Origin of the sequence: Pseudomonas floridensis (assembly GCF_002087235.1) — a bacterium.
Taxonomy (GTDB): domain Bacteria; phylum Pseudomonadota; class Gammaproteobacteria; order Pseudomonadales; family Pseudomonadaceae; genus Aquipseudomonas; species Aquipseudomonas floridensis.
This window is the reverse complement of the sequence record NZ_MUIO01000033.1, coordinates 1-25,861: the sequence shown is the minus strand read 5'-3', so window position 1 is coordinate 25,861 and position 25,861 is coordinate 1. Positions and strand designations below refer to the sequence as shown.

At 61.3% G+C, this 25,861-nt stretch carries 23 protein-coding genes and 1 other RNA gene; 16 read left to right on the top strand and 8 right to left on the bottom strand.

Features of this window, described 5'->3' with window-relative positions; all coding sequences use genetic code 11:
- From smc to BZK31_RS10605, 4 genes are all read left to right on the top strand, one after another.
- Positions 1-2,334 (top strand): chromosome segregation protein SMC (smc, locus tag BZK31_RS10620; RefSeq protein ID WP_083182622.1); only part of this gene is annotated, 2,334 nt, incomplete at its 5' end.
- A 252-nt stretch (positions 2,335-2,586) separates the two neighbouring features.
- A complete protein-coding gene (gene zipA / locus BZK31_RS10615; protein WP_083182621.1) occupies positions 2,587-3,465 on the top strand; it encodes a cell division protein ZipA in 879 nt (292 codons plus the stop codon).
- A 116-nt stretch (positions 3,466-3,581) separates the two neighbouring features.
- On the top strand, positions 3,582-5,930 hold the full coding sequence (gene ligA, locus BZK31_RS10610) for an NAD-dependent DNA ligase LigA (RefSeq protein WP_083182620.1): 2,349 nt from the start codon (positions 3,582-3,584) through the stop codon (positions 5,928-5,930).
- A 215-nt stretch (positions 5,931-6,145) separates the two neighbouring features.
- Positions 6,146-7,312 carry a zinc-binding metallopeptidase family protein gene (locus BZK31_RS10605; protein WP_083182623.1) on the top strand — a complete coding sequence of 389 codons (1,167 nt, stop codon included), beginning with the start codon at positions 6,146-6,148 and terminating at the stop codon, positions 7,310-7,312.
- A gap of 10 nt (positions 7,313-7,322) precedes the next feature.
- On the opposite strand, the gene BZK31_RS10600 is transcribed toward BZK31_RS10605, so the two are convergent.
- Positions 7,323-7,811, bottom strand: a complete 489-nt coding sequence (locus BZK31_RS10600; protein ID WP_083182619.1) for a GNAT family N-acetyltransferase — start codon at positions 7,809-7,811, stop codon at positions 7,323-7,325.
- 228 nt (positions 7,812-8,039) lie between these two features.
- On the opposite strand from BZK31_RS10600, the gene ffs reads away from it, so the two are divergent.
- An RNA gene (ffs, locus tag BZK31_RS10595) (signal recognition particle sRNA small type) lies at positions 8,040-8,136 on the top strand.
- Between the two features lie 143 nt (positions 8,137-8,279).
- Here the strand turns inward: ffs and BZK31_RS10590 are convergent.
- Positions 8,280-9,119 carry a lipopolysaccharide kinase InaA family protein gene (locus BZK31_RS10590; protein ID WP_083182618.1) on the bottom strand — a complete coding sequence of 280 codons (840 nt, stop codon included), beginning with the start codon at positions 9,117-9,119 and terminating at the stop codon, positions 8,280-8,282.
- 472 nt (positions 9,120-9,591) lie between these two features.
- Here BZK31_RS10590 and BZK31_RS10585 point away from each other — a divergent pair, with 472 nt between their 5' ends.
- Positions 9,592-10,716 carry a mechanosensitive ion channel family protein gene (locus BZK31_RS10585; RefSeq protein WP_083182617.1) on the top strand — a complete coding sequence of 375 codons (1,125 nt, stop codon included), beginning with the start codon at positions 9,592-9,594 and terminating at the stop codon, positions 10,714-10,716.
- A gap of 8 nt (positions 10,717-10,724) precedes the next feature.
- Here the strand turns inward: BZK31_RS10585 and BZK31_RS10580 are convergent, their stop codons facing one another.
- Positions 10,725-12,413 carry an acid phosphatase gene (locus BZK31_RS10580; protein ID WP_083182616.1) on the bottom strand — a complete coding sequence of 563 codons (1,689 nt, stop codon included), beginning with the start codon at positions 12,411-12,413 and terminating at the stop codon, positions 10,725-10,727.
- 223 nt (positions 12,414-12,636) lie between these two features.
- On the opposite strand from BZK31_RS10580, the gene dnaX reads away from it, so the two are divergent.
- Together dnaX and BZK31_RS10570 are read left to right on the top strand one after the other, a co-directional pair.
- Complete coding sequence (gene dnaX / locus BZK31_RS10575) at positions 12,637-14,811, top strand: DNA polymerase III subunit gamma/tau (protein WP_083182615.1); 2,175 nt, start codon at positions 12,637-12,639, stop codon at positions 14,809-14,811.
- Positions 14,812-14,872: 61 nt separating this feature from the next.
- On the top strand, positions 14,873-15,199 hold the full coding sequence (locus BZK31_RS10570) for a YbaB/EbfC family nucleoid-associated protein (protein WP_083182614.1): 327 nt from the start codon (positions 14,873-14,875) through the stop codon (positions 15,197-15,199).
- A gap of 62 nt (positions 15,200-15,261) precedes the next feature.
- Here the strand turns inward: BZK31_RS10570 and BZK31_RS10565 are convergent, their stop codons facing one another.
- The 3 genes from BZK31_RS10565 to BZK31_RS10555 form a co-directional block, all read right to left on the bottom strand.
- A complete protein-coding gene (locus BZK31_RS10565) occupies positions 15,262-16,728 on the bottom strand; it encodes an aldehyde dehydrogenase family protein (protein WP_083182613.1) in 1,467 nt (488 codons plus the stop codon).
- A gap of 254 nt (positions 16,729-16,982) precedes the next feature.
- Complete coding sequence (locus tag BZK31_RS10560) at positions 16,983-17,375, bottom strand: RidA family protein (RefSeq protein WP_083182612.1); 393 nt, start codon at positions 17,373-17,375, stop codon at positions 16,983-16,985.
- Positions 17,365-18,501, bottom strand: coding sequence for a DSD1 family PLP-dependent enzyme (locus tag BZK31_RS10555; RefSeq protein ID WP_167377922.1), 1,137 nt, complete (start codon positions 18,499-18,501; stop codon positions 17,365-17,367). The genes BZK31_RS10560 and BZK31_RS10555 overlap by 11 nt, the downstream gene beginning before the upstream one ends.
- 110 nt (positions 18,502-18,611) lie before the next feature.
- Here BZK31_RS10555 and BZK31_RS10550 point away from each other — a divergent pair, with 110 nt between their 5' ends.
- Complete coding sequence (locus tag BZK31_RS10550; RefSeq protein ID WP_083182610.1) at positions 18,612-19,496, top strand: LysR family transcriptional regulator; 885 nt, start codon at positions 18,612-18,614, stop codon at positions 19,494-19,496.
- Between the two features lie 139 nt (positions 19,497-19,635).
- Complete coding sequence (gene recR / locus BZK31_RS10545; RefSeq protein ID WP_083182609.1) at positions 19,636-20,238, top strand: recombination mediator RecR; 603 nt, start codon at positions 19,636-19,638, stop codon at positions 20,236-20,238.
- Positions 20,239-20,286: 48 nt separating this feature from the next.
- Here the strand turns inward: recR and BZK31_RS10540 are convergent, their stop codons facing one another.
- Positions 20,287-20,610, bottom strand: coding sequence for an EscU/YscU/HrcU family type III secretion system export apparatus switch protein (locus BZK31_RS10540; protein WP_083182608.1), 324 nt, complete (start codon positions 20,608-20,610; stop codon positions 20,287-20,289).
- A complete protein-coding gene (gene fliK, locus BZK31_RS10535) occupies positions 20,610-22,229 on the bottom strand; it encodes a flagellar hook-length control protein FliK (protein ID WP_083182607.1) in 1,620 nt (539 codons plus the stop codon). The genes BZK31_RS10540 and fliK overlap by 1 nt, the downstream gene beginning before the upstream one ends.
- Positions 22,230-22,418: 189 nt before the next feature.
- Between fliK and ccmA the strand changes: the two genes are divergently transcribed.
- The 6 genes from ccmA to ccsA form a co-directional block, all read left to right on the top strand.
- Positions 22,419-23,051, top strand: coding sequence for a cytochrome c biogenesis heme-transporting ATPase CcmA (gene ccmA, locus BZK31_RS10530; RefSeq protein ID WP_083182606.1), 633 nt, complete (start codon positions 22,419-22,421; stop codon positions 23,049-23,051).
- A complete protein-coding gene (gene ccmB, locus BZK31_RS10525) occupies positions 23,048-23,719 on the top strand; it encodes a heme exporter protein CcmB (RefSeq protein WP_083182605.1) in 672 nt (223 codons plus the stop codon). Before ccmA ends, ccmB begins: the two co-directional genes overlap by 4 nt.
- Positions 23,720-23,774: 55 nt before the next feature.
- A complete protein-coding gene (locus tag BZK31_RS10520; protein ID WP_083182604.1) occupies positions 23,775-24,578 on the top strand; it encodes a heme ABC transporter permease in 804 nt (267 codons plus the stop codon).
- The gene (gene ccmD, locus BZK31_RS10515; protein ID WP_083182603.1) at positions 24,575-24,751 is read left to right on the top strand and encodes a heme exporter protein CcmD; all 177 of its coding nucleotides are present in this window, start codon (positions 24,575-24,577) and stop codon (positions 24,749-24,751) included. The genes BZK31_RS10520 and ccmD overlap by 4 nt, the downstream gene beginning before the upstream one ends.
- Positions 24,748-25,215, top strand: a complete 468-nt coding sequence (ccmE, locus tag BZK31_RS10510; protein ID WP_083182602.1) for a cytochrome c maturation protein CcmE — start codon at positions 24,748-24,750, stop codon at positions 25,213-25,215. The genes ccmD and ccmE overlap by 4 nt, the downstream gene beginning before the upstream one ends.
- A gap of 3 nt (positions 25,216-25,218) precedes the next feature.
- The coding region (gene ccsA, locus BZK31_RS10505; RefSeq protein ID WP_167377921.1) for a cytochrome c biogenesis protein CcsA at positions 25,219-25,861 on the top strand (643 nt) is incomplete at its 3' end.

The window sequence follows — 25,861 nt, the reverse complement described above, 5'->3', positions numbered from 1 at the left end:
GTGTTCAATCAGCAGTCCGCTGAGCCGCAGCGTCAGGCCCAGGTCCAGCAGTCACGCATCCAGCAGTTAGAGCAGAGCATGGAGCGGCTGGCAGAGCGCCAGCGCCGTCTCGGCGAGGAGCGTCAGTTGCTGGCGGCCGCCCCTGAAGACGCGGCCATTCTGGAATTGCGCGAGGACCTCGCCACGCGTGACATGACCCTCGAAGAGCTGCACATGGGCGAAGAACAGTCGGTGGGGCGCATCGAGCAATTGCGCGAAGCGCTGCAGCGGGCCGGTCAGGATCAGCAGCAGGCTCAAGGCGAGTTGCAACGCCTCAATGGTCGGCTGGCCTCTCTGGAGGCCTTGCAGCAGGCGGCCCTGGATCCCGACACCGGCACCGCCGAATGGCTGCGTGATCAGCAACTGGATCAGCGGCCGCGTCTGGCGGAAAGCCTCACGGTCGAAGCGGGCTGGGAGCTGGCGGTTGAAACCGTGCTGGGTGCCGATCTGCAGGCAGTGCTGGTCGATGATTTCGACGGCCTGGATGTAGCGAACTTCCAGCAGGGCGATCTGCGTCTGTTGAGTGCAGCGGCCGACACCCGGCGTGTGCCGGGCAGTCTGCTCGATAAGGTCGAAAGCGATACTGATCTGTCCGCCTGGCTGGGGCAGGTGATTCCAGTCAACGATCTGGACGAGGCGCTGGCTCGTCGCGCTCAGCTGGCGACGGGCCAGAGCCTGATCAGTCGCGATGGTTACTGGGTATCGCGTCATTTTCTCCGTGTGCGACGTGCCAGCGAAGCGCAGAGCGGGGTGCTGGCGCGTGGTCAGGAGTTACAGCGACTGGGGCTTGAGCGCGACGAGCGTGAAGCGACCCTGGTCACGCTGGAAGACCAGTTGCTGCGCTTGCGTGAAGAGCAATCGCAGCAGGAAGAAGCCCGCGAGCAATTGCGCCGCCGGGTGCAGGACGAGACCCGTCAGCAAAGTGAACTCAAGGCGCAGTTGTCGGCCGCCAAAGCCAAGGTCGAGCAATTGACCCTGCGCCGCACGCGTCTGGACGACGAACTGGCAGAGCTGGGCGAACAGCGTGCCGTCGAGCATGAGCAACTGGGCGAATCGCGTCTGGAACTGCAGGACGCGCTGGACGCCATGGCGCAGGACACCGAACAGCGCGAAGTGCTGCAGGCCCAGCGTGACAGTCTGCGCGAACGTCTTGATCGCGTGCGTCAGGAAGCGCGCTTGCATAAGGATCGCAGTCATCAACTGGCCGTGCGTCTGGGTTCGCTGAAGGCGCAGCATGACTCGACGCGTCAGGCGCTGGAGCGATTGCAGATGCAGTCCGAGCGCCTGACGGAAAAGCGCGAGCAGTTGAGCTTGAACCTAGAGGAGGGCGAAGCGCCGCTCGAAGAGTTGCGCCTCAAGCTTGAAGAGCTGCTCGAGCGGCGCATGGTGGTCGATGACGAAATGCGCATCGCCAAGAACGCGCTGGAAGACGCCGATCGCGAACTGCGTGACGCTGAAAAGCGCCGCACTCAGGCCGAGCAGCAATCGCAGTTGCTGCGCGGCCAGCTCGAGCAGCAGCGACTGGAATGGCAGGCGCTGACCGTGCGCCGCAAGGCGTTGCAGGATCAACTGCATGAGGACGGTTACGACCTGCACGGCGTGCTTGCCACCTTGACGCCTGAGGCCAGTGAGCAGGCCGCCGAGCAGCAACTGGAAAGTATCGCCGGGCGCATTCAGCGGCTGGGCGCGATCAACCTCGCGGCCATCGACGAATATCAGCAGCAATCCGAGCGCAAGCGTTATCTGGATGCGCAGGACGCCGATCTGGTGGAGGCGCTCGAGACCCTTGAGAACGTCATCCGCAAGATCGACAAGGAAACGCGCAATCGCTTCAAAGATACCTTCGATCAGATAAATAGCGGAATTCAGGCACTTTTCCCAAAAGTTTTCGGTGGTGGCTCAGCTTATTTGGAACTGACGGGCGAAGATTTACTCGATACAGGGGTGACAATCATGGCGCGCCCTCCCGGCAAGAAAAACAGCACGATTCATTTGCTGTCCGGTGGGGAAAAGGCACTGACTGCACTGGCATTGGTTTTTGCCATTTTCAAACTCAATCCGGCACCGTTCTGCATGCTCGACGAAGTCGATGCGCCGCTGGATGATGCCAACGTCGGGCGATACGCGCGGCTGGTGAAGGAGATGTCGCAGACCGTGCAGTTCATCTATATCACCCACAACAAGATCGCCATGGAAATGGCTGATCAGTTGATGGGTGTGACCATGCACGAACCGGGCTGTTCACGACTGGTTGCGGTGGATGTCGAGGAGGCGATGGCGTTGGTGGATGCCTAGCCCAAAGTGTCCGGAACGTCCCGCAAATGGAGGCCGAAATGCCTGAAAATGTGACGGTCGTGCGGTAGATATCAGTTTGCTCACCAAAGAGGTGTAACAGACGGTGTAAAGTTACCTTTGGTCGTGCTAGTTTAGGGACCACTTTTTATTTTTTCGTGGGCAAAATGCCAGTCAGAACATAGACTTGGCTCCACGTATTAAAGGGGTTTAGGCCCTTATTTTCAGAATTCTTCATTAGAGGCACTGGATTACATGGAAATCGGTCTGCGCGAGTGGCTGATCGTCATCGGCATAATTGTCATTGCCGGTATTCTCTTCGATGGCTGGCGCCGTATGCGCGGCGGCAAGGGGAAATTGAAATTCAGGCTTGATCGGAGCTTCTCCAACCTTCCCGACGACGAGGAACCTTCCTCGGCCGAAGTGCTGGGGCCGCCCCGTGTGCTGGACACTCACAAAGAGCCGCAACTGGACGAGCAGGACCTGCCGTCCATGAGCGCCAGTCCGCGTGACAACGTGCGCGAGAACGTCCGTGAGAGCAAGCGCGGCAACAGTGACAAGGCCGACCGGAAACGCAAGGGTGAGCCGCATCAGGGTGACCTGAATCTGGACGGTCCGAGCCTGTTCACCGGTCGTGACGATGACTTCCCGGATGACAAGCCGGCGCAGCGCATCACTGAAGACAAGGATCTGCCTCCGGTCGAGGAAGTGCTGGTCATCAGCGTGATCTCCCGCAGCGAAGGCGGCTTCAAGGGCCCTGCGCTGTTGCAGAACATTCTGGAAAGCGGCCTGCGTTTCGGCGAAATGGACATTTTCCACCGTCACGAAAGCATGGCGGGCAATGGCGAAGTGCTGTTCTCCATGGCGAACGCGGTCAAGCCGGGTATCTTCGATCTGGACGACATCGACCATTTCAGCACCCGTGCCGTGAGCTTCTTCCTTGGCCTGCCGGGCCCTCGTCATCCCAAGCAGGCGTTCGACGTGATGGTCGCCGCTGCACGCAAGCTGGCGCATGAACTGGACGGCGAGCTCAAGGATGATCAGCGCAGCGTCATGACCGCGCAAACCATTGAGCACTACCGTCAGCGCATCGTTGAATTCGAGCGTCGTGCACTGACTCAGCGTCGCGGCTGAGGCTTGTTTGCCAGCCCTTGTCGAACGGCCTGTTCTGCAAGGGCCGGGCATCGATACAACAGAACCATCCGATCGAGCAGCCCAGGCTGCTCTTTTGCTTTTTGAGAGAACACCGTATGAAGGCTGTCGAAACCCGAATCCTGGAACTGCGCGCAGAGCTGGATCAGCACAACTATCGCTATCACGTGCTGGACGAGCCGAGCATTCCCGATGTCGAGTACGACCGCCTGTTCCACGAGCTCAAGGCGCTGGAAGCCGAGAATCCGCATCTGGTCACGCCTGATTCGCCCACGCAGCGAGTCGGCAGCGCGGCATTGTCGGCCTTCACCCAGGTGCGTCATGAAATGCCGATGCTCAGCCTGGGCAACGCATTCGAAGAACATGACATGCACGAGTTCGATCGTCGTGTCACCGAAGGGCTGGATCTGCCCGAAGGCAGCCGCAAGGTTCAGTACAGTTGCGAGCCCAAGCTCGACGGTCTGGCGGTCAGCCTGCTGTATCGCGATGGTGCTCTGGTACGCGGCGCCACGCGGGGTGATGGCACCACCGGTGAAGACATCAGTGTCAACGTGCGCACCGTGCGCAACATTCCGCTCAAGCTGCATGGCACCGGCTGGCCTGAGGTGCTTGAGGTCCGCGGTGAAGTGTTCATGTCCAAGGCCGGTTTCGAACGGCTCAACGCCAGTCAGCTGGAAGTCGGCGGCAAGACGTTCGCCAACCCGCGTAACGCGGCGGCGGGCAGTCTGCGTCAGCTGGATTCGAAGATTACTGCCAACCGTCCGCTGGAGTTCTGCTGCTACGGGTTGGGTCAGGTGTCCGCCGAGGTGGCCGATACTCATGTTGGCGTGCTGAACCAGCTGAAAGAGTGGGGCATGCCGGTCAGTCGCGAGTTGAAGCTTGCCGACGGCATCGAGGAATGCCTGGCCTACTATCACGCTATCGGTGAGCGGCGCCTGTCGCTGAGTTATGAGATCGACGGCGTGGTGTTCAAGGTCAACCGCCTGGCCGATCAGCGCGAGCTGGGCTTTCGCGCCCGTGAGCCGCGCTGGGCGATTGCCCACAAATTCCCGGCGATGGAAGAGCTGACCGAGCTGCTGGACGTCGAGTTCCAGGTCGGCCGCACCGGCGCGGTCACCCCGGTTGCCCGTTTGAAGCCGGTCAAGGTGGCTGGCGTCACGGTTGCCAATGCAACCCTGCACAACATGGACGAAGTGGCGCGTCTGGGGTTGATGATCGGTGACACCGTGATCATCCGCCGGGCCGGTGATGTCATCCCGCAAGTGGTGCAAGTAGTGATGGAGCGCCGCCCTGCTGACGCCCGGCCGGTCGAGGTTCCTAAGACCTGTCCGGTGTGTGGTTCGCATGTCGAGCGTACCCAGTTGATCAAGCGCAGCAAGGGCAAGGAAACCGTCAGTGAAGGCGCGGTGTACCGTTGCGTAGGGCGTCTGGCCTGTGGCGCGCAGCTCAAGCAGGCGATCATTCACTATGTGTCGCGTCGTGCCATGGACATCGAGGGGCTTGGCGACAAGACCATTGAGCAACTGGTCGACGAAAAGCTGATCGGTTCGCCTGCCGACCTGTACAAACTCGAGTACGAGCAGATCATCGATCTGGAGGGCTTCGCCAAAATATCCAGTGAAAAGCTGCTCAAGGCCATCGCTGACAGCAGAAAGCCAACCCTGGCGCGTTTCATCTATGCACTGGGTATTCCGGATGTCGGCGAGGAAACCGCCAAGGTGTTGGGGCGGTCGCTGGCCTCGCTCGAACGGGTCAAGCAGGCTCTGCCGGAAGTGCTGACGTACCTGCCGGACATCGGCCTGGAGGTCGCGCACGAGATTCATAGCTTCTTCGAAGACGAACACAACCGCAACGTGATCGACGCGTTGCTGGGCGAGTGCGGGCTTGAGCTGCAGGATCAGGGCGAGCTGGGCGCCGAGTTCGCCGCCAGCACCACGTTGGGCGGGCTGATCGACAAACTGCACGTGCCCTCGGTCGGGCCGGGTGCTGCGCAGAAGCTGGCCGACAAATTCGGCACGCTGGACAATGTCATCAGCGCCGACTGGCTGGACATGCGCCAGGCGCTGCCCGAGAAACAGGCCAAAGCGGTGCGTGAGTTCTTCGATGATGCCGCCAACGCCGAGCGCGCACGTGCCATCGAGACGCAGCTCAAGGCGTTCGGCATGCACTGGCGCAGCGAGAAGAAGGTTGTCGAAGGCCTGCCGCTGGCCGGGCAGACGTGGGTGCTGACCGGCTCGCTGGAGCGCATGAGCCGTGACGTCGCCAAGGAAAAGCTCGAAAGCCTCGGTGCCAAGGTCTCCGGCTCGGTCTCGGCCAAGACCCATACGGTAGTGGCTGGCCCTGGTGCCGGATCAAAGCTGACCAAGGCCAATGAACTGGGCCTGACAGTGCTCGATGAAGACGCGCTGCTGACGCGTCTCGGCGAATTGGGCGTGGCGGTGGATTGATCTCCGTTGTCTCCTGGAAGAGCTTGAACCTCCCATGACGCTGATCGTGTCTCTTGCAAGGAGCACGATCGGGTTCGGGCTTCATGCACGACGACAAGCACCGTTTTGGCCCGCAAAACCGCCGCTTTTCGCGTTCATTCGTCTGGCTCGATAATATTTTGAACCCCTGAAGCTCCGGCATGATCTAGTCCATGCAAGGCCCACGGGAGATCGCCATGTATCGCTTTTTCGAGCAATTGAGTTCACGCATCACCGCGCCCTTCGTCGGTGAGACCAAACGCAACAGTAAAGTCTGGCAGTGTCAGTGCGGACAGTCGGTGTTTTTCCCCAATACCCAATGCCTGGCTTGCTCGGCAGCGCTGGGTTACCTGCCGGAACAGGGCCGGATTGCGGCTCTGGAGCCGGGGCCTGAGCCCACCACCTGGCGCTTGAGCGGTGAGCCGGAGGCTGGTGTTTACCGGCGTTGTGCCAACCTCGACACACCAGCGGCCTGCAACTGGTTGTTTCCTGCGCATAACACCGGTGATTTCTGCGTCGCCTGCAGTCTGAACCGGACCATTCCGGACCTGTCCATCCCGGAAAATGGTGAGCGCTGGCGCAAGGTTGAAACCGCCAAACGGCGTCTCGTCGCGCAGCTGATTTCGCTGGGCTTGCAGGTTATCCCCAAAACGGTGGATGAAGAGGCCGGGCTGGCGTTCGATTTCGTCGGCGTCGATCTGGAAGGCAAGCTGCCAACCACCGGTCATGCCAATGGCCTGATCACGTTGAACATCGAAGAGGCTGACGACGCGCACCGCGAAGCGATCCGGGTGAAGATGCACGAACCCTATCGCACCTTGCTCGGCCACTTCCGTCACGAAGTGGGCCACTACTATTGGGATCGGCTGATTGCCAATACTTATTGGCAGGAAAGCTACCGCAATCTGTTCGGCGATGAGCGCGCCAGCTACGCCGATGCGCTGGATCACCACTACAAGAACGGTGCGCCCGACAACTGGCAGGAAAGCTTCGTCAGCGCCTACGCCACCATGCACCCATGGGAAGACTGGGCCGAGACCTGGGCGCACTACCTGCACATGATGGATGCGGTCGACACCGCGCTGGGTTTTGGCATGAGCGCCCGCGACATGGAACTCGACTACCAGCCGTTTCCGCTCGAAACGTTGTTCGACCCGCAGCATCCGGGCGGCCCGGCGTTTCTGTCGTTCGTCAACGCCTGGATCGAGCTGGCTGGCATGCTCAACGAGCTGTCGCGCAGCATGGGCCAGCCGGATTTCTATCCGTTCGTGTTGCCGCCAGCGGTCATCGCCAAACTCCACTTCATCCACCTGGTGATACAGGATGCCGGTGGTAAAGCGGATGAGGTGTTGCAGGCGCAGTAAGCGACCTTCGTTACAGCTTAAGCACCAGACGCCGTTCGAAGCCTATCCGTCCGCGATAGGCTTCGCCGGTGTCGATCCAGCCCTGACCGACATACAGCCCAATGGCCGCAGCGTTGTCCGCGTCAACCGACAGCATCAGTTGCTCGATGTCCGGCCACTTCAAGCGCAATGCCGCTGGCAGCGCCTTCAAACAGGCTTTGCCCAACCCTTTACCCTGTTCGCGATGATCGATCTGCAGCGCATGCAGGGTTGCGGTCGCAGGTTCCAGCGCCCAGTGCGGCAGGCAATCCCCACGCTTGAGCATGAAAAAGCCTTTGGGCTGCTCGTCGATCAGCAGCACGAAGCCGGCGATATTGCTGTTGGGGTTGACCAGCAATGTATTGAGCGCGGTATGGATATCGCCCGAAAACTGGATCTGTTCCGGCGCGATTTGCAGCGCTTCGAGCTGCTGACACTGGGTGGGGGTGAGTTCTTCGTAGCTGACCAATCGAGTCTGCATGCGCAACCTGGCGGCTGATTATTATTGAAGAGCAAGAGGGTACAGGATCAATCCGTTTCGATTCCAGCGTTTGCAGCCCGGCCCGACACCAACAGGCATCACGTCAGCCCCCGTGACACAAGTGCTTGAGTCTGATCGAAATTTTTATCCAAATCAGTGGTTGTAAACTCGCTCCAGACCGGTACAATGGCGCGGCTCGCCAACTGGTGAGTGTTGTTATGGTGACCCCATCGGTCCCCCCGCAACGATTACCCGTGAACCTGGTCAGATCCGGAAGGAAGCAGCCATAGCGGGAACATTGTGTGCCGGGGTGTGGCTGGTGGGGGCACCACCTTAACGAATCCTGTCGGTTCTCGACGCAGTTTCCAATTCAGAACTCCACAAGCAGTCATCCAGCGTTCAGTCCTGTGCTGTTTCGCATCGGCCGATATCCGTTCCCTGGATTATCGACGCTCATGTACTGGATGCTTAGTTGGACGTCAATTTACCCTCGAGAAAAATTTTGCGCCGTTCCTTGCGTCCGATCGTCTCGTGTTTGCACATATCATACAGCGCCTCGAAACTGCCCGTTTCCAGGTGTTCGATGTTCAGGGTGTGATAAACCAGCTGGTCGTAATCGGCTTCGGTGATGAACTTGTACAGGCCACGGCGATACAGAAAGCCGGTTTGAAAGGCCAGAGTTTCGGCCTGGTAAAAAGTAGGGCCGACAAAGCAGTTCTCCATGTCGATCACTTTCATCGGCTCGGCGTTAGTCTCGTCGAGCATGATGTTCAATGCAGAAAAGTCCATGTGGTAAATACCCTTGACATTACTGCCGTGCAGCAGTTGAAGGGCCTGTTCGACGAACCACTGAACGCGTTCCGGGTTCTGCTCCAGCCAGTCCTGGCCATCAGCGTAACCGTCTAGCAGTTCGGTCAGCAGCAGTGTTTCCTGCACCAGTCCGAGACCGCGGCGTCTGTAGCCGAAGCCAATGATGGACGGCGATGGAATGCCACGCTGGCTGGCGGCGAGCGTATTGTGCAGTTCTTCGACGGCCCAGTCGTAGCGGCCGTCGGCGGTCTGGCGACCGAGCGTCACGCGCAGGCGCGATTTGAGACTCTCCAGCAGCTGGGATTTGGCGAACAGTCGGGTATTGCCTGCCAGCAGGGGGCCGCTGATACGTTTGCGGGATTGGGTCTTGGGTTGTTCGAACCAGCGTGCAACCGAGTCGAGCAACTCGGCGGAGGGGGGCTGGTTGAAGTGGAAAGTCGCTTTGTCTATCTGATGCGTGTGCAAAAAGCTGGAGAGCGTCGACGAAACCGAAAGCATGATCGAGTCCATTCTGTGTGGCCGTACGTGGCTGATTAGTTCAGGTTGTTACTGCGTGCGTAATGGGAGCGCTCAAATAGCGTGTTCAGCCAAGTGCAAGCGGATATGCAATGTATTGAAGGATTGTCTGTTCGTCCGACAATCCGTGCACATGCAGTCAATAAGAGCGTTATTGGTGCGTAAACGATTGAAAGTGTTCTAAAAAGACTCACGTCTGGACAGCCTGTTATTACGGAATGCGGGGTGTTATCGGCACGCCTGTGCCAATCCTTAGTTCATCTTTTGCAAATTGTCGGCCAGCCCGCTGAATAGGATGAATGAACGACAATTACACTGAACGCCAGGCGATCATGGCCACCTAAACCTCTACGCGTCGCTTGGAACCGTGTTACGGCAAGGGGCATATCAAGTCGCTGCGGGTGTCAAAGGCTTTTCGGTCGGGCGTCTCGCAGCAGTGCAGCCGGAGGACCGAATGGAACATGACATCATCGTCTTTTTCACAGACTCGCAATTTTTGGGGATATCGCTGGCCAACTGGATTCTGGCCATCGTCGCGTCGACGCTGAGCTTCGTGCTGGTCCGGGGGGCAATCGGTTTTCTGTTGCGCAAGATCCGGACGCGCTCGACCGCGCCCAATGCGCACTTGAGTTACATCGCGGTTGAGGTGTTATCCGGCACCAGCAATACGCTGATACTGCTCGCATCGCTGCTGATCGGAGTGGGTATGCTCGACTTGCCGGAGCGCTGGCTCGGGCGTGTCAGCAGCTTATGGTTCGTGGTCGCGGCCTTGCAGGTCGGACTATGGGCGAATCGGGCAATTGCGCTGGCGCTCTACCGCTATTTCGCCCGCCATAGCACCACCAGCACCTTTCAGGGCAGCGCCCTGGCGACCTTGAGTCTGTGGGGCGCGAAGGTGTTGCTGTGGGCCACGGTGTTGATGGCGATGCTGTCCAACGTCGGGGTCAACATCACCGCGTTCGTGGCGAGCCTCGGTGTGGGCGGTATTGCGGTGGCGCTGGCGGTGCAGAACATCCTGGGTGATGTGTTCGCCTCGCTGTCGATTGCCGTTGACAAGCCGTTCGAGATTGGTGATTTCATCGTAGTCGGCGCGCTGTCCGGTACGGTCGAGCATGTAGGCCTCAAGACCACGCGCATCCGCAGTCTGGGCGGCGAGCAGATCGTGATGGCCAACGCCGACATGATCGGCAGCACCATTCAGAACTACAAGCGACTGCAGGAGCGTCGCATCGTTTTCGATTTCAGGCTGACCTATGACTGCTCTGCGGATCAAGTGCGGGAAGTGCCGAAAAAGGTCGAGGAGATCATTCGCGGGCAAAAGAATGCACGTTTCGACCGTTCGCATTTCCGCAGCTTCGGTGAAACCTCGCTGGAGTTCGAGACGGTCTACATCGTTCTCGACCCCAGTTACAACGTTTACATGGATGTGCAGCAGGCGATCAATCTGGACATCATGGAGGCGTTTGCCGACATGGACGTGCGCTTTGCCTTTCCGTCGCGCACGGTCTATGTGGCGTCACTGCCAGAGTCCAGAGCCTCTCGATCGGCGGCTCTGGAAATGGACAATGCACAGGCCTGACACCCGGCTCAGGCTTTGTGGTGAGTGGTGAATTGCAGTGCGTTGGTCAGGTCGCCCATGGGCTGTTGCCCGCGGGCGATCATCGCGTCATCGCGGCGCTTCAGGCCATCGAGTTTTTCCAGACCGTGAACGCGGGTAATCAGGCGCAGGATCGACGCGGTGTCATAAACGGTATGGTCTACCGTGCCTTTGCGGGCGAAGGGTGAGATGACCAGCGCGGGAATCCGCGTGCCGGGGCCGAATCGGTCGCCTTTAGGGGGTGCAACGTGGTCCCACCAGCCGCCGTTTTCGTCCATGGTGATCACAATCACCATGTTTTCCCACTGCGGGCTGTTGCGCAGCACCTTGACCACCCGGTCGATGTGCCGATCACCGGCGGCCACATCCGCGTAGCCGGCGTGCATGTTGAGGTTGCCCTGAGGCTTGTAGAAGGTTACAGCAGGCAGCTTGCCCGCTTCGGCGTCCGCCAGGAACCGATTGGTACTCGACTCGTCACCCAGCCCGCCATCACGCAGCCTGCGCTTGCGTTCGGCCGGGTTCTGCGGGCCTTGTTGCTGGAAATAATTGAAGGGCTGATGGTGGTACTGGAAGTTGGGGATTTTCGGGATGCCGGTAGAGTCCTTGAACTCATCCAGCGTGACTTGCCAGGCACCGGCGTACCAGGCCCAGTCGATGTCTTTCTTCGACAGCTTGTCGCCGATGTGCTCGTGACGCTGCGGCACCAGTACGTTGGCCAGGTCCGGTTTGGAGTAATCGGGGTTCTGTGGATCGCGCAGCCAGGTCGGCCAGTAAGGCGGGGCCAGGGTGTTGACCGCGTAACCATCCGGGGTGATTGCGCTGGGACCGAACTGCGGTGGTCCTTCCATGGCGCTGGCGGGGGATTTCTCCAGCGGTTTGAGGCGTGGATCTTCCGGGTTGTCGCTTTGCAGTGTGGCGATCTGCGATTTGGCGGGTGAGTTGGCCGCGTCGGGATAGACCGGTGCCGTCGCTGAAATCAGGTATTGGTGATTGAGGAACGAGCCGCCGAAAGCGCCCTGAAAGAAGTTGTCGCAAAGCACGAACTCTTTCGCCACGTCCCACAGACGCAGCGAATACTGCGTTTGCGCATAATGGCCCATCGTCAAGCCGCCGGCGTCGGCCCAGGCCACGAAACGGTCATTCTTGCCATCGTTGATCTGCATTTGGTTCTGGTAGAAAACGTGCCACAAGTCGCGGGTCACCAGGTTCAGTGGTAGGTCTTCATGATTCGGTCCTTTGAGCGGGAAGGGCGCATTGGGCAGGTTTTCCTGAAACTGCACGCCTGCCGGGTAGGTTATGCCGTCCACCGTCTGCGGTCCGACCTGCAGCACACCACCCCAGGCGGGCGGCAACTGGCTCAGCAGGCTGCCATCGCGATCGCGCTGTTGATAGTCACCGGGCTTGAGCGCCGACAGCGGTTTTTCCACGCCGGGAAAATCGCCGAACAGGTTGTTGAAGCTGCGGTTCTCCGCGTAAATCACCACGACAGTCTTGATGTTGTCGCGCAACGCCTTGTCCAGTGCCGTGCCGGTCAGGTATTGCGCGGCAGCGGCAGGCGGCTGCTCGCCGGCGCTGACGTAGCTGCTGAGCGTGACGCCCGCGCCCAGCGCTGCCATGCCGCCCAGAAAGCGACGACGGCTGGGGTTGGTTTGGGAATCGTCGTCGGGTCTGTCAGTCATCGATGATACCTGCCTGAATAAATGTGTTACTAAAGATTGCAGGCGAGCGTAGCGAGGCAATGTGACGGTATTGCTACAGCCGGATTGGCAAATCGCGTGCACAACTGCATGACATGACACTGAAATGCGTCGCCAGCCCACAATAAGCAGGACACCAGATGCAATTTTGTCCCTGCTCGGCTAGGATTGGCGGTCTTCAGCTTACCAGTCGCGACGGTTTTCAATGAGTTATCAGGTTCTTGCACGTAAATGGCGTCCGCGCTCGTTCCGCGAAATGGTCGGCCAGACACATGTGCTGAAGGCCCTGATCAACGCGCTGGACAGCCAGCGCCTGCATCACGCCTATCTGTTCACCGGCACACGCGGTGTCGGCAAGACCACCATCGCGCGCATCATCGCCAAGTGCCTGAACTGCGAGACCGGCATCACCTCGACGCCGTGCGGCACCTGTTCGGTGTGCATGGAGATCGACGAAGGCCGCTTCGTCGATCTGATCGAGATCGACGCCGCGAGCCGCACCAAGGTCGAAGACACCCGTGAGCTGTTGGACAACGTTCAATACGCGCCGAGCCGCGGTCGCTTCAAGGTCTACCTGATCGACGAAGTGCACATGCTCTCCAGCCACTCGTTCAACGCCTTGCTCAAGACGCTCGAAGAGCCGCCGCCCTACGTCAAGTTCATCCTCGCGACCACCGACCCGCAGAAACTGCCCGCGACCATCCTGTCGCGCTGCCTGCAGTTCTCGCTGAAAAACATGACGCCCGAGCGTGTGGTCGAACACCTGACTCACGTGCTGGGCGTCGAGAATGTGCCGTTCGAAGACGATGCGCTGTGGTTGCTGGGCCGGGCTGCCGACGGTTCGATGCGTGACGCGATGAGCCTGACCGACCAGGCGATTGCCTTCGGTGAAGGTAAGGTCATGGCCACCGATGTGCGTGCCATGCTCGGCACGCTGGATCATGGTCAGGTGTTCGACGTGTTGACCGCATTACTGGAGGGCGACGCCCGTGGCGTGCTCGAAGCCGTGCGCCATCTGGCCGAGCAGGGCCCGGACTGGAACGGCGTGCTTTCGGAAATCCTCAACGTGCTGCACCGCGTGGCCATTGCCCAAGCGCTGCCTGAGGGCGTCGACAACGGTCACGGCGACCGCGATCGTGTGCTCGCCCTGGCGCAGGCGCTGCCTGCCGAAGATGTGCAGTTCTATTACCAGATGGGCCTGATCGGCCGTCGTGATCTGCCGTTGGCGCCGGACCCTAGAGGCGGTTTCGAGATGGTCCTGCTGCGCATGCTGGCGTTTCGGCCTGCCGACAGCGAGGACGCGCCGAGGCAACCGTTAAAGCCAGTGGGGATCAGCCAGGCCACGGTTGATTCCCGCCAGGCAGTGGCCGATGTGACACCTGTTGCATCGGCGTCGACCCCGCCCGTGATGGCAGCACCTGACCCTGCTTTCGAGGCAATTGTCCCGGCACCCGAGCCGGTCAAGGCAGCGCCGGTCAAACCTGAGCCTGAGCCTGAGCCGACCGCGCCTGCCGAAGAGATCGATCTTCCCTGGAACGAGCCCAAGGCGGCCGTTGCCGAAGCCGCGCCAAACCCGGTCGTGCAGCCGGTCGAAGCGCCAGTGGCCGAGCCGGTTCTGGAAACCCTGGGTGAGCAACCCGATCTGACTCCGATGCCGACGCCTGCGCCCGCCAGCCCGGTGCCGGACGCGCCGCAGGTCGAAGAGCAAGCCCCGGCCGGGCAGGCAGCGGAGCAGCCGCAGCCGGTCGCCGAACAGGCGGTCACGCCGGGTATGCTCGAAGCCATCCCGGACGCGGCGTACCTGTCAGCGCCGACAGGTCGCGATGACGAGCCACCGCCGGACGACGATTATGTGGAACCGGACATCGACATCGATCCGGCGTCCTACAGCTATCTGGATGAACTGGCGCATGAGAGCGTCAGTGAGGCCGAGCCGGTCGAGCCTGAGCCGACACCGGCCGCCATGCCTGCAACCGGTCTGGCGCTGGAATGGCTGGAAATGTTTCCGGGTCTGCCGATCTCGGGCATGACCGGCAGCATCGCCGCCAACTGCACGTTGATGGGCAAGGAGGGCGACAACTGGCTGCTGCACCTGGACCCTGCGCACAGCGCACTGTTCAACGCGACTCAGCAGCGTCGCCTGAACGATGCGTTGAACCAGTTCCTGGGCCGTACGATCAATCTGTCTATCGAGCTGATCAAGCCCGAACAGGAAACACCTGCCCAGGCTGCGTCGCGTCTGCGCGCCGAGCGCCAGCGTCAGGCCGAAGCCTCGATTCATGCCGATCCGTTCATCCAGCAGATGCTGCAACAGTTTGGCGCGATGATTCGAGAGGATACGATCAAGCCCGTGGACGCTCCCGCGGCGCAGACTCATTAACTGATGGCGCAGCGTTGATGGCGCTGCGCAAACGAACCATCCATATTCGAGGAGATACCCCATGATGAAAGGTGGCATGGCTGGCCTGATGAAGCAGGCGCAGCAAATGCAGGAAAAAATGGCCAAGATGCAGGAAGAACTGGCCAACGCGGAAGTGACCGGTCAATCGGGCGCATGCCTGGTGAGCGTCGTCATGACCGGTCGTCATGACGTCAAGCGCATCAATCTGGACGACAGCCTGATGCAGGAAGACAAGGAAGTGCTGGAAGACCTGATCGCTGCTGCCGTCAACGACGCCGTGCGCAAGATCGAACAGGCCAGTCAGGAAAAGACCGCTTCCATGACCGCCGGCATGCAACTGCCGCCAGGCATGAAGCTGCCGTTCTGACGGTTGCTGTTGCGAGTGCCCATGCCAGGCTCAGTGCCTGGCATTTTTTTGCGTGACAGACCTCAGTCCGCGCCGAAGCCAACGATCGCCTTGGTCTCCAGGTATTCCTCGAAACCCTGCACGCCATATTCCCGACCATTGCCGGAGCGCTTATAGCCACCGAACGGTGCCATCGGGTTCCATGCCGGGTAATTGAGGTGTACTTGCCCGGCGCGGATCCGCGAGGCCACGGCGCGCGCCCGCTGCAGATCCTCGCCTTGCACATGCGCGCCCAACCCGTAGACAGTGTCGTTGGCGATGGCGACGGCTTCATCCACGCTGTCGTAGGCAATCAGGCACAGCACCGGGCCGAAGATTTCCTCTTGAGCGATACGCATCGAAGCGTCTACTTCGGAAAACACCGTAGGGCGTGCGTAGTAGCCTTTCTCATGACCTTCGACGCGTCCCGGGCCGCCGCAGATCAGTTTCGCGCCTTCGCTCAGACCGGCTTCAATCATGACCTGCACACGATTGTACTGGGCCTGGTTGGCTATCGGTCCGAGCACGCTGTGCTCCGATTGCGGGTCGCCGACGATGATCGCGTTGGCGGTTTCGGCAGCAAGGACTTCGACGTCGGCCAGCCGGTTTCTCGGCACGATCATGCGGGTCGGCGCGCTGCATGACTGGCCGACGTTGCGAAACGCCGCCATGACGCCCAGCGGCACGGCCTTGGCAAAGTCCGCGTCAGGCAGCAGCACGTTGGGGGATTTGCCGCCCAGTTCCTGCGTCACGCGTTTCACGGTCGGTGCCGCCGCTTGGGCCACCAGCGCGCCTGCGCGGTTGGAGCCGGTGATTGAAATCATGTCGATGTCAGGGTGCGCAGCCATCGCACCGCCCACGTCCGGGCCGCTGCCGTTGACCAGATTGAACACCCCGGCAGGCAGGCCCGCATCGTGTACCAGTTGGGCGAACAGCAGCGCACTCAGGGGCGACAGCTCGCTGGGCTTGAGCACTACCGTGCAGCCTGCGGCAATCGCGGGCGCAACTTTCGCGGTGATCTGGTAAAGCGGCCAGTTCCACGGTGTGATGAGGCCGCAGACGCCAATGGCCTCGCGCTGGATGGCGGTGCTGCCTTCGACTGTCTGGAAGCGATAGGTGGACAGCAAATCCCGTGCAACCCGAACGTGCTCGGCAGCGAGCGGCACCTGCATGGCCCGCGCCGAGCTGATGGAAGCGCCCATTTCCAGCGAGAGGGCCTGGGCCAGATCCTCCTTGCGTTCGATGATCAGTTCATGGATCCGGCCGATCACCTCGGCGCGGGTCTGCGCTGACGTAGCGCACCAGCCGGGAAAGGCGGCACGCGCCGCAGCAACGGCCCGGTCGACGTCCGCTGCCGAGCCGCTGGCGACATGGGCCACCACTTCTTCGGTGGCTGGATTGATCACGGGCAGGGTCGCCGGGTCGAGCGGCGGACACCAGCGCCCGTCGATGTAAAACTGCTGTGCGGTCTGCGGATCGACGCGATGGCTGTTCAACGAGTGTGTGGTCATCCAGCGGGCTCCCTGGAGCGATAAAAAAGGCACGGCGGCTGTGCAGTGCTGTCAGGCCAATCCGTTTCATATCAATAAGCTAACAAAGCGATCTGGATAAAAAGCGCCGATCTTCCGGGCTGCAAAGAATAATCTGCTGTATGCAGCCCGCTAAGCGCACACAGCCGGTTTCTTCGCTCGGCCGCGTCGATGACACGCGGGTAGCGGGTATGTCCACCCGGCGGTCATGTCATTGAAGAGCGGCAGTGAAGCCGCTATGGCGATGTGCGGGCGAGCGCTTCGATCTCGATCAGGTAGCCGTGATGCAGCTCCGGCACCGGCACGACGGCGCGGGCCGGACGATGACTGCCCAGATAACCCGAGTAAATCCGGTCGAAGGCAGGCCAGTGCCTGACGCCTGCGACATAGACCGTGACTTTCAGCAGGTCGTCTGCGTGGCATCCGGCAGCGGCAAGGATGGCCATCAGGTTGTCCAGCGCAATCGCGGCCTGAACCTCGAATGGCGCATTCACACTGTGGCTGCCATCGGCGCGCACCGGCAGCTGTCCCGAGACATGCAGCACGCCTTGATGCAGCACGGCTTGGGAATAATGGCCGCCGGGCGCTGCGGCATGAGGCGTCTGTATCAGCTCGATATCACCAGCCATGCAAGCGACTCCAGATGTGCACCTGGCCTTCGGCATCCAGTGCATGATAGTCAGGAAACTGCGCACCCGTGGCGCAGGCATGATTGGGCAGGATGCGCAGGCGGCTGCCGATGGGGAAGCGCGCAGTAATGTCGTGAGTGTCTTCGTCTGCCAGGGTGATGATGCCGTGTTCCTGATTGGCACCGGTGACCCGTGCGCCGTCGATCCAGTCGCCGGTTTCGGTGCAGACCTGGCCGTAGCCGAAATCCTTGCGCTGACGCTGTGTGCCGCGATCACGACTCATGGCCATCCAACCGGCATCGACGATGATCCAGCCCTTGTCCTGCTGATGACCGATGACCGTGGTCAGCACGCTCAGGGCCAGCTCGTCGGCGGCGCAGACACCAATATTGTGCATCACCAGATCGAAGAACACGTAGACCCCGGCCCTGACTTCGGTCACACCTTTCAGACTTTGCACCGACAGCGCGGTGGGCGTAGAGCCGATGCTGACCTCGGGGCATGGCAATCCGGCGTTGCGGATCCGCTCGGCCGCCTCGACGCAAAGCCGCCGTTCCTGCTCGGCGATGGCCTGCAGCGCCTGCGGTGTATCCAGGTCGTAGCTGGAGCCTGCGTGGGTCATCACGCCGCGCAACTGCATGCCGCCCTCGATCAATACGCGGGCCACCTCGACAAGCACTGCGTCCCGGGTCGCGAGGCCGGATCGATGGCCGTCGCAGTCGATCTCGATCCATACCTCGAAGCGCTCGTCGTGCTGTTGGCCGAACGCAACGATGCTCTGCGCCGCCGCCAGGCTGTCGGTCAGGATGCTCAAACGGCAACCCTTGCGCCGCAGCGCCAGCGCCTGTTTCAGTTTGCCGGGCGCCATGGCCACGGCGTAGAACACGTCGTCGATCCCGTTGGCAAAACAATGCCCGGCTTCCTTGAGGGTCGAGACCGTCACGCCACTGGCACCGGCAGCCAGTTGGGCTTGAATCACCGGCAGCGATTTGCTGGTCTTCACATGCGGGCGCAAACGCACGCCGAGCCGGTTCATGCGGTGTTGCATGCGCTGGATATTGCCTTGCATGCGCGGCACATCGATCAGGGCGACAGGCGTGTCGAGAGAGGACAGGGCGGTGGGTATCAGAGAAGCTGACATGGACAATGCTCGCGTGGCGGGGTACGAGGCGACTCTACTCGCGGATGTTTAACCTGTGGTTCAATCGGCTGTCATCAATCCTTAAGCAGAACTGAATGATTGCCATTGAAGATTTACGTCTGGCCGTGACGCTGGCGCGCTGCGAGTCGCTGAGTGCGGCTGCCCGGGCTCTCAATGTGTCGCCGCCTGCGCTGTCGATGCGCCTGCGCAAGCTGGAGGCGCAATTGGGTATCACCCTGGCCAATCGGGATGCCCGTCGCTTGAGTCTGACCGCCGACGGCGAGCGCTTCGCCCGGGAGGCCGCGCAGGTGCTGGAGCAACTGGAAGCGTTGCCCGAGTCATTCAGGCAGCGTGACGAGCGTCTGGTCGGCACACTCAGGCTGGCGGCGCCCTTTGGCTACGGACGTCAGCGCATTGCGCCGTTGCTGGCACGTTTTGCCCGGCTGCACCCGCAGTTGCGCCTGCACCTGGACCTGCGTGAAACGCCATGGCCGGACCGGCACGACAGCGATGCGGTGATTCATATCGGTGGCCTCAACGACAGCTTGTGGATCGCCCGCCCGCTTGCGCACAACAACCGCTGGCTGTGCGCCAGTCCCGGTTACATGGAGCAGCACGGCACTCCGTTGTCGCCTGACGAACTGGCTGATCATCGCTGCATCTGTATTCGGGAAAACGATGAAGACGTCACGCTCTGGCACATGAGCAAGGGCGCGGCGAAAAAGACCCTGCGTATTGAGCCGGCGCTGTTGAGTAATGATGGCTGTGTCGCCCGCCGTTGGGCCGAGCAGGGGCTGGGGATCGTGCTGCGTTCGCAATGGGACGTCAGCGAGGCCATCGCCAGCGGCACTCTGGTGCGCGTGCTCGCCGACTGGCAACTGACCAGTGCGCCCATCAACCTGCTGGTGCCGGTGCGCAGGCAACGCAGCGCAAGGGTGCAGGCGCTGATGGCGTTTCTGGAAAGCGCGTTGAAGGCATGATCAAGATCGATGACCTCAAGAGGCCTTAGGACAGGTTTTGAACGGGCTGCTGTTGGTCGCGGTGCGGCAAGCCTTAATTGACGCTGGCGGCAACGCGCGGGTATAAACCGCGTCTTGTGTTTTTGTCGGATTTTTCTTCATGAGCTTCAGCCCCCTGATTCGCCAGTTGATCGATGCCTTCCGCGTACTGCCGGGCGTCGGTCAGAAAACCGCGCAGCGTATGGCGTTGCAGTTGCTGGAGCGTGATCGCAGCGGCGGTTCGCGGCTGGCGCAGGCGTTGAGCCAGGCGATGGAAGGCGTCGGTCACTGTCGCTCATGCCGCACGCTCACCGAGGAAGAACTCTGCCCCCAGTGCGCCGATCCGCGTCGAGACGACACGCTGCTGTGCGTGGTCGAAGGTCCGACCGATGTCTATGCCGTGGAGCAGACCGGCTATCGCGGCCGTTACTTCGTGCTCAAGGGGCACCTGTCGCCGCTCGACGGGCTGGGCCCGGAAGCCATCGGCATCCCGCAACTGCTGGAGCGCATCGACCAGCAGGGCACCTTCACTGAAGTCATCCTCGCTACCAACCCCACCGTCGAAGGCGAGGCCACCGCGCATTACATCGCCCAGTTGCTCAATCAGAAAGGTCTGATCGCCTCGCGCATCGCCCATGGCGTGCCGCTGGGCGGCGAGTTGGACCTGGTCGATGGCGGCACGCTGGCGCATTCGTTCGCCGGGCGCAAACCCATCGCTCTGTAGCGGCATTCAGAACCAGAGGGACAGGCGACAGCGTCGACTGGAAGGCGCTTATCGGCGTGGGGTGATATCCCGCTCGACCGGTGGCGCGTCAGGGTCCTGACCGGCCGGGAATTTGCCTTTCAGGTGCCAGGCGAAGGCGATGATTTCGGCGATGGTGCGGTACAGCGGCTCGGGAATGCTGTCGCCCAGTTCCAGGCGCGCCAGCAGCTTCACCAGCTCGGCGTTTTCGTAGATCGGTACTTCGTATTCGCGGGCGATCTCCAGGATGGCTTCGGCCAACTGGTCGTCACCCTTGGCACTCAGGGTCGGGGCGCGCTGGCCGTCGTAACTGAGCGCAATGGCCTGGCGTGGCGTGTCGTCAGTCTGTGTCATCAGGCGTTCTCGTCAATCCAGCGTTGTTCAAGGGCCGTTCGCGGACCCTGGGGTGGCGCGCCGTGGTTGCAGGCCAGTTCACCGACGGCCAGGCCGCAGGCAATCAGCCGCTCGCGCAAATGACCGAGTTCCTGACCGATCAGCGCGGCGCTGTCCGGGCGTTCGGCCCATAGCTGACTGGACAGCGTGCCACGCAGCAACTGGGCATGCACCTGCATCGGGCCGAGGGGTTCAAGGTCGAAGGCCAGATCGACTTTCCAGAGCTTTTCCCGGGTTTCCTGAATCTCAACGTCAGGTCGGTCGTCAGTGGTTTCATCGTCCGGTTTGTCTTCGCGTTGCACCTTCACCTGCAGAGGCACGATGTCGTGAGCGTTACGCATCGGCACCTCCAACTGCCAGGTGGTGACCTGCGTGCCATCGGCGTTGGTACGGGTCTGATCCAGCCCGCCCAGTTGATGGCTCTGCACGCGGGAAACGGCGGCGGCGGCGAGCTTGAGCAGAATTTCCAGATCGTCCTCTTTCTCGCCGCTGCCGACCGAACGCGGGGGCAGCGGGAAGACACTCGGCTGGGTCCGCGCCGCCACCAGGCCCAGGGTGCCCAGCGCATTGCGAATGGCGTTGGGCATGACCCTTGCCAGGGTGTTGGCCGCTGCGGCTGCGTTGTAGGACGTATTGTCCGGCAAACCCGGCAGGATCTGCGCGATCAGCCGCATCAGGTTGGCCTTCATGTCCGGCACCTGCATCGGATTCATGCCTGCCTGAAGCCTGGCTTCCAGAAACAGTCCGCTGGCGCTGAAGGCCTGGGCCACGGTTCTGGGTGAAGTCATCTGTTCGACGTCGGGAATATCGGCCAGCAACTGGTCGATGCTGGCCTGCAACGGGGGGCTGATCGCCGGGCTGTTGCGCGGCAGGTTCTGCAGGGTATTGATCAGGTTTTCCAGCGAACCCTGACGGCTCTGCTGGGTGGCCAGTTGCTGCGCCACTGCCAATTGATCGAAGCGAGCGGGCAGGGCGACGAAATTCAATGCCTGGTTGCCTTGCACCTGAGCACTGAGCAGGCTGCCGATCTTCAGCGGTTGCGGGCTGTCGATGGTCAGGCTTGAACCGGCGAGCGCGGTATTGAGCAGCATCACCACCGAGCGGTAGGTCGCGGGCGCGGGGGTTGCGCTGTTCGACAGTGTGGCGGTCAGTTGGCTGACGGCCTGGGCCATGATTTGCGTGGTGACGACCTTGCCCTGCAGCAGGGTGCCGACCGGCAGTTTTTCCGTGTCGATGCTGGTCAGCGAGTTTTTCAGCGCGCTATTGAGTTGCTGCAGCGTCAGCGTCAGTTCGTTGGGAGAGGCTTGCGACACCTGTAACAGGCTGCCGGGGGTGAACGGCACGCTGCTGCTGACCGGCAGGTTGGTCTGGGTGCCATTGCTCAAAATCAGTTTGAGTAGTAACTGAAAGTCCTGATTGACCTGCTTGAGGGTCAAGACTTCGGCGTCTGCGGTCTGGCCTTCGGGGATCAGCGTCGGCATGGCTTGCAGCAGCGTCAGGACCTGTGCCTGAGAAATAGTGGCGCGCAGCAGTGCAGTCGTCTGGGCCGCAGCGGGAACGCTGGTGATGTCACCTGTCATTGAATATTCGACCTGAGGAAATTGCCCTAGGGGGTCAGGACTCGTATGTATAATACCGACCCAAAGCGGTCTGGCCGTCATTAAGTTCCTTTCATATAACGGCCGCCCCATGCTCGACTTGAACTGCCCTTTCCTCCGTTTGTGCTGTAACTGGCGCATTTCGAGACAACGCGACACTGGAAGCGCTCGATGACTGCTGTGACCCCACTTGTGCAAACGAATGCGCTGACCTGCGAGCGTGATGGCCGCGTGCTGTTCGAAGGCATCGAGCTCAGTCTGCGGGCAGGCGACATGCTGCTGGTAAGTGGTCCAAATGGCAGCGGCAAGACCAGCCTGTTGCGCTTGTTATGCGGTCTGATGCTGCCGACCGCGGGCCAGGTGCTGATCAATGGGCGGGGCGTGAATCAACAGCAGGCGCGGCAATTGCTGTGGATCGGTCATACGTCGGGGCTCAAGGAATTGCTGACGCCGCTGGAGAACCTGGCGTGGCTGTGCGCGCTGCACGGCATTGCCGACCGAGCCATGCTCGATCAGGCGCTCGAGGCGGTCGGTCTGGCCGGTTTCGAGGACGTATCGTGTCATACCCTCTCGGCCGGACAACAACGGCGGGTCGCGCTGGCCCGTCTTTACCTGCCGGGGCCGCCGGTCTGGATCCTCGATGAACCGTTCACCGCGCTCGATCCGCAAGGTGTCGAACAATTGGAGCAGCATCTGGCTGCACAGTGCGAGCGCGGTGGTGCGGTGGTGCTGACCACTCACCATCCACTGAGCCATACGCCGGCAGGCTTTCGCCAACTGGACCTGGGAAGCCGCGCAGTATGAGTCACGTTTTCGGCCCGTTGCTGTTGCGTGAGGCCCGCTTGCTGGCACGCCGCCCGGCAGAGCTGGTCAACCCGGCGGTATTTTTCGCGATCGTGGTCGCGTTGTTCCCGTTGGCCGTCGGGCCTGAGACGCAATTGTTGCAAACCTTGTCGCCAGGCCTGGTCTGGGTGGCGGCGCTGTTGTCGGTCCTGCTCTCGCTGGACGGGCTGTTTCGCAGCGATTTCGAAGACGGATCGCTGGAACAGTGGGTCCTTTCGCCGCACCCTCTGGCTCTTCTGGTATTGGTCAAGGTACTGGCACACTGGGTTTTTTCCGGACTGGTGCTGGTTCTGCTGGCACCCGTGCTGGCGCTGATGCTCGGCCTGCCCGGCAACTGCCTGCCAGTGCTGATGGGGTCGCTGCTGCTGGGCACTCCCGTCCTGAGCCTGTTGGGCGCAGTGGGCGCTGCCCTGACCGTCGGATTGAAACGTGGCGGCCTGTTGCTGGCATTGCTGATTCTGCCGTTATACATCCCGGTCCTGATTCTGGGCAGTGGCGCTTTGCAGGCCGCTCTGCAAGGCTTGCCCACGACCGGCTATCTGTTGTGGCTGGGCAGCCTGACGGCGCTTGCGGTTACCCTGACACCCTTTGCAATAGCGGCTGGCCTGAAGATCAGTGTCGGCGAATAATTGAGGTTCCGGGGCCTGCCTGTCAGGTGCCCGGTAAAGCCCTGGATGCACCGTGATGAAAAGCGATTCACTCAAAAGCACGATGAATTGGGCCTGGCTGCACCGGCTCGGCTCGCCCAAGGTCTTTTATGGCCTGAGCGCGCGGCTGTTGCCGTGGCTGAGCGTCGCGGCGGTGTTGCTGATCGGCATCGGCGTGGTCTGGGGGCTGGCATTCGCGCCGCCGGATTACCAGCAGGGCAACAGCTTTCGCATCATCTACATCCACGTACCCGCTGCGATGCTGGCTCAGTCGTGTTACGTCATGCTGGCGATCTGTGGCGTGATCGGGCTGGTGTGGAAGATCAAGCTGGCCGACGTCGCGCTGCAATCGGCCGCTCCTGTCGGTGCCTGGATGACCGCGCTGGCGCTGGCCACCGGTGCGATCTGGGGCAAACCGACCTGGGGCGCATGGTGGGTCTGGGATGCGCGACTGACCTCGATGCTGATTCTGCTGTTCCTGTATTTCGGCCTGATCGCGCTGGGTAATGCCATCGGCAATCGCGACAGCGCGGGCAAGGCCTGCGCGGTGCTGGCGATTGTCGGCGTGGTGAACATTCCGATCATCAAATACTCGGTCGAATGGTGGAATACGCTTCATCAAGGCGCCACGTTTAGCCTGACCGAAAAACCGGCCATGCCCGCCGAGATGTGGCTGCCGCTGCTGCTGACCTCATTGGGTTTCTACTGCTTTTTTGGCGCTGTACTGCTGATGCGCATGCGCCTCGAGGTGCTCAGGCGCGAAACGCGCAGCCAGTGGGTCAGGGCTGAGGTCCTGCGCAGCCTCGGTCAGGCCCCTCAATCGTCGGAGCGTGCCCTGTGAGCTTCGAATCGTTCAGCGACTTTCTGGCCATGGGCCGTCACGGGGCTTTCGTCTGGTCGGCCTACGGCCTGTTCGTGCTGGTGATGCTGGTCAACGTGGCGTTGCCGATGCTCGCGCGGCGCCGTTATCTGCAACAAGAGGCGCGTCGGGTGCGTCGGGAGAAGCGCACGTGAACCCGTTGCGCAGAAAGCGTCTGCTGATTATCGTCGCCTTGCTGGCCGGGTTTGGCCTGGCCCTGACGCTGGCCCTCAGCGCGCTGCAGGAAAACATCAACCTGTTCTACACCCCGACCCAGATTGCCAATGGCGAGGCGCCGCTCGAGACCCGCATTCGGGCTGGCGGAATGGTCGAGAAAGGCTCGTTGGAACGCTCGGCCGATTCGCTCGATGTGCGTTTTGTGGTGACCGACTTCAACCGGTCGGTGACCATCACCTATCGCGGTATCCTGCCGGACCTGTTCCGCGAAGGGCAGGGCATCGTCGCGCTGGGCAAATTGAATGCGCAAGGCGTGGTGGTGGCCGATGAAGTGCTGGCCAAGCACGATGAGAAATACATGCCGCCCGAAGTGACCAAGGCGTTGCGCGACAGCGGTCAGACCGCACCGGCTGCGCCTTCCATCCCATCGAAACAGGGTTGATCCATGATTCCCGAACTCGGCCACCTGGCCATGATTCTGGCGCTGTGCTTTGCCCTCGTGCAGGCTGTCATCCCACTGATTGGCGCCTGGCGCGGCGATTGGTTATGGATGGGCCTGGCGCGTCCTGCGGCGTGGGGCCAGTTCAGTTTCCTGATCTTTGCTTTCGGTTGCCTGACCTACGCTTTCATGGCCGATGATTTCTCGGTGGCTTACGTCGCGCAGAACTCCAATACCGCGTTGCCCTGGTATTACAAGTTCAGTGCGGTATGGGGCGCGCATGAAGGTTCGCTGCTGCTCTGGGCGCTGATTCTGGGCGGCTGGACCTTCGCCGTGTCGGTGTTCTCGCGACACTTGCCGCAAGTGATGCTGGCGCGGGTATTGGCGGTGATGGGTATGATCAGCCTCGGCTTCCTGTCGTTTCTGATCCTGACGTCCAATCCATTCGCGCGGGTCCTGCCGCAAATGCCCCCCAACGGACGCGATCTCAATCCATTGTTGCAGGGCATCGGGCTGATCGTGCACCCGCCGATGCTGTACATGGGCTACGTCGGTTTTTCCGTGGCATTCGCGTTCGCCATCGCCGCGTTGCTGGGCGGGCGACTGGACGCCGCCTGGGCACGCTGGTCGCGGCCGTGGACGCTGGTGG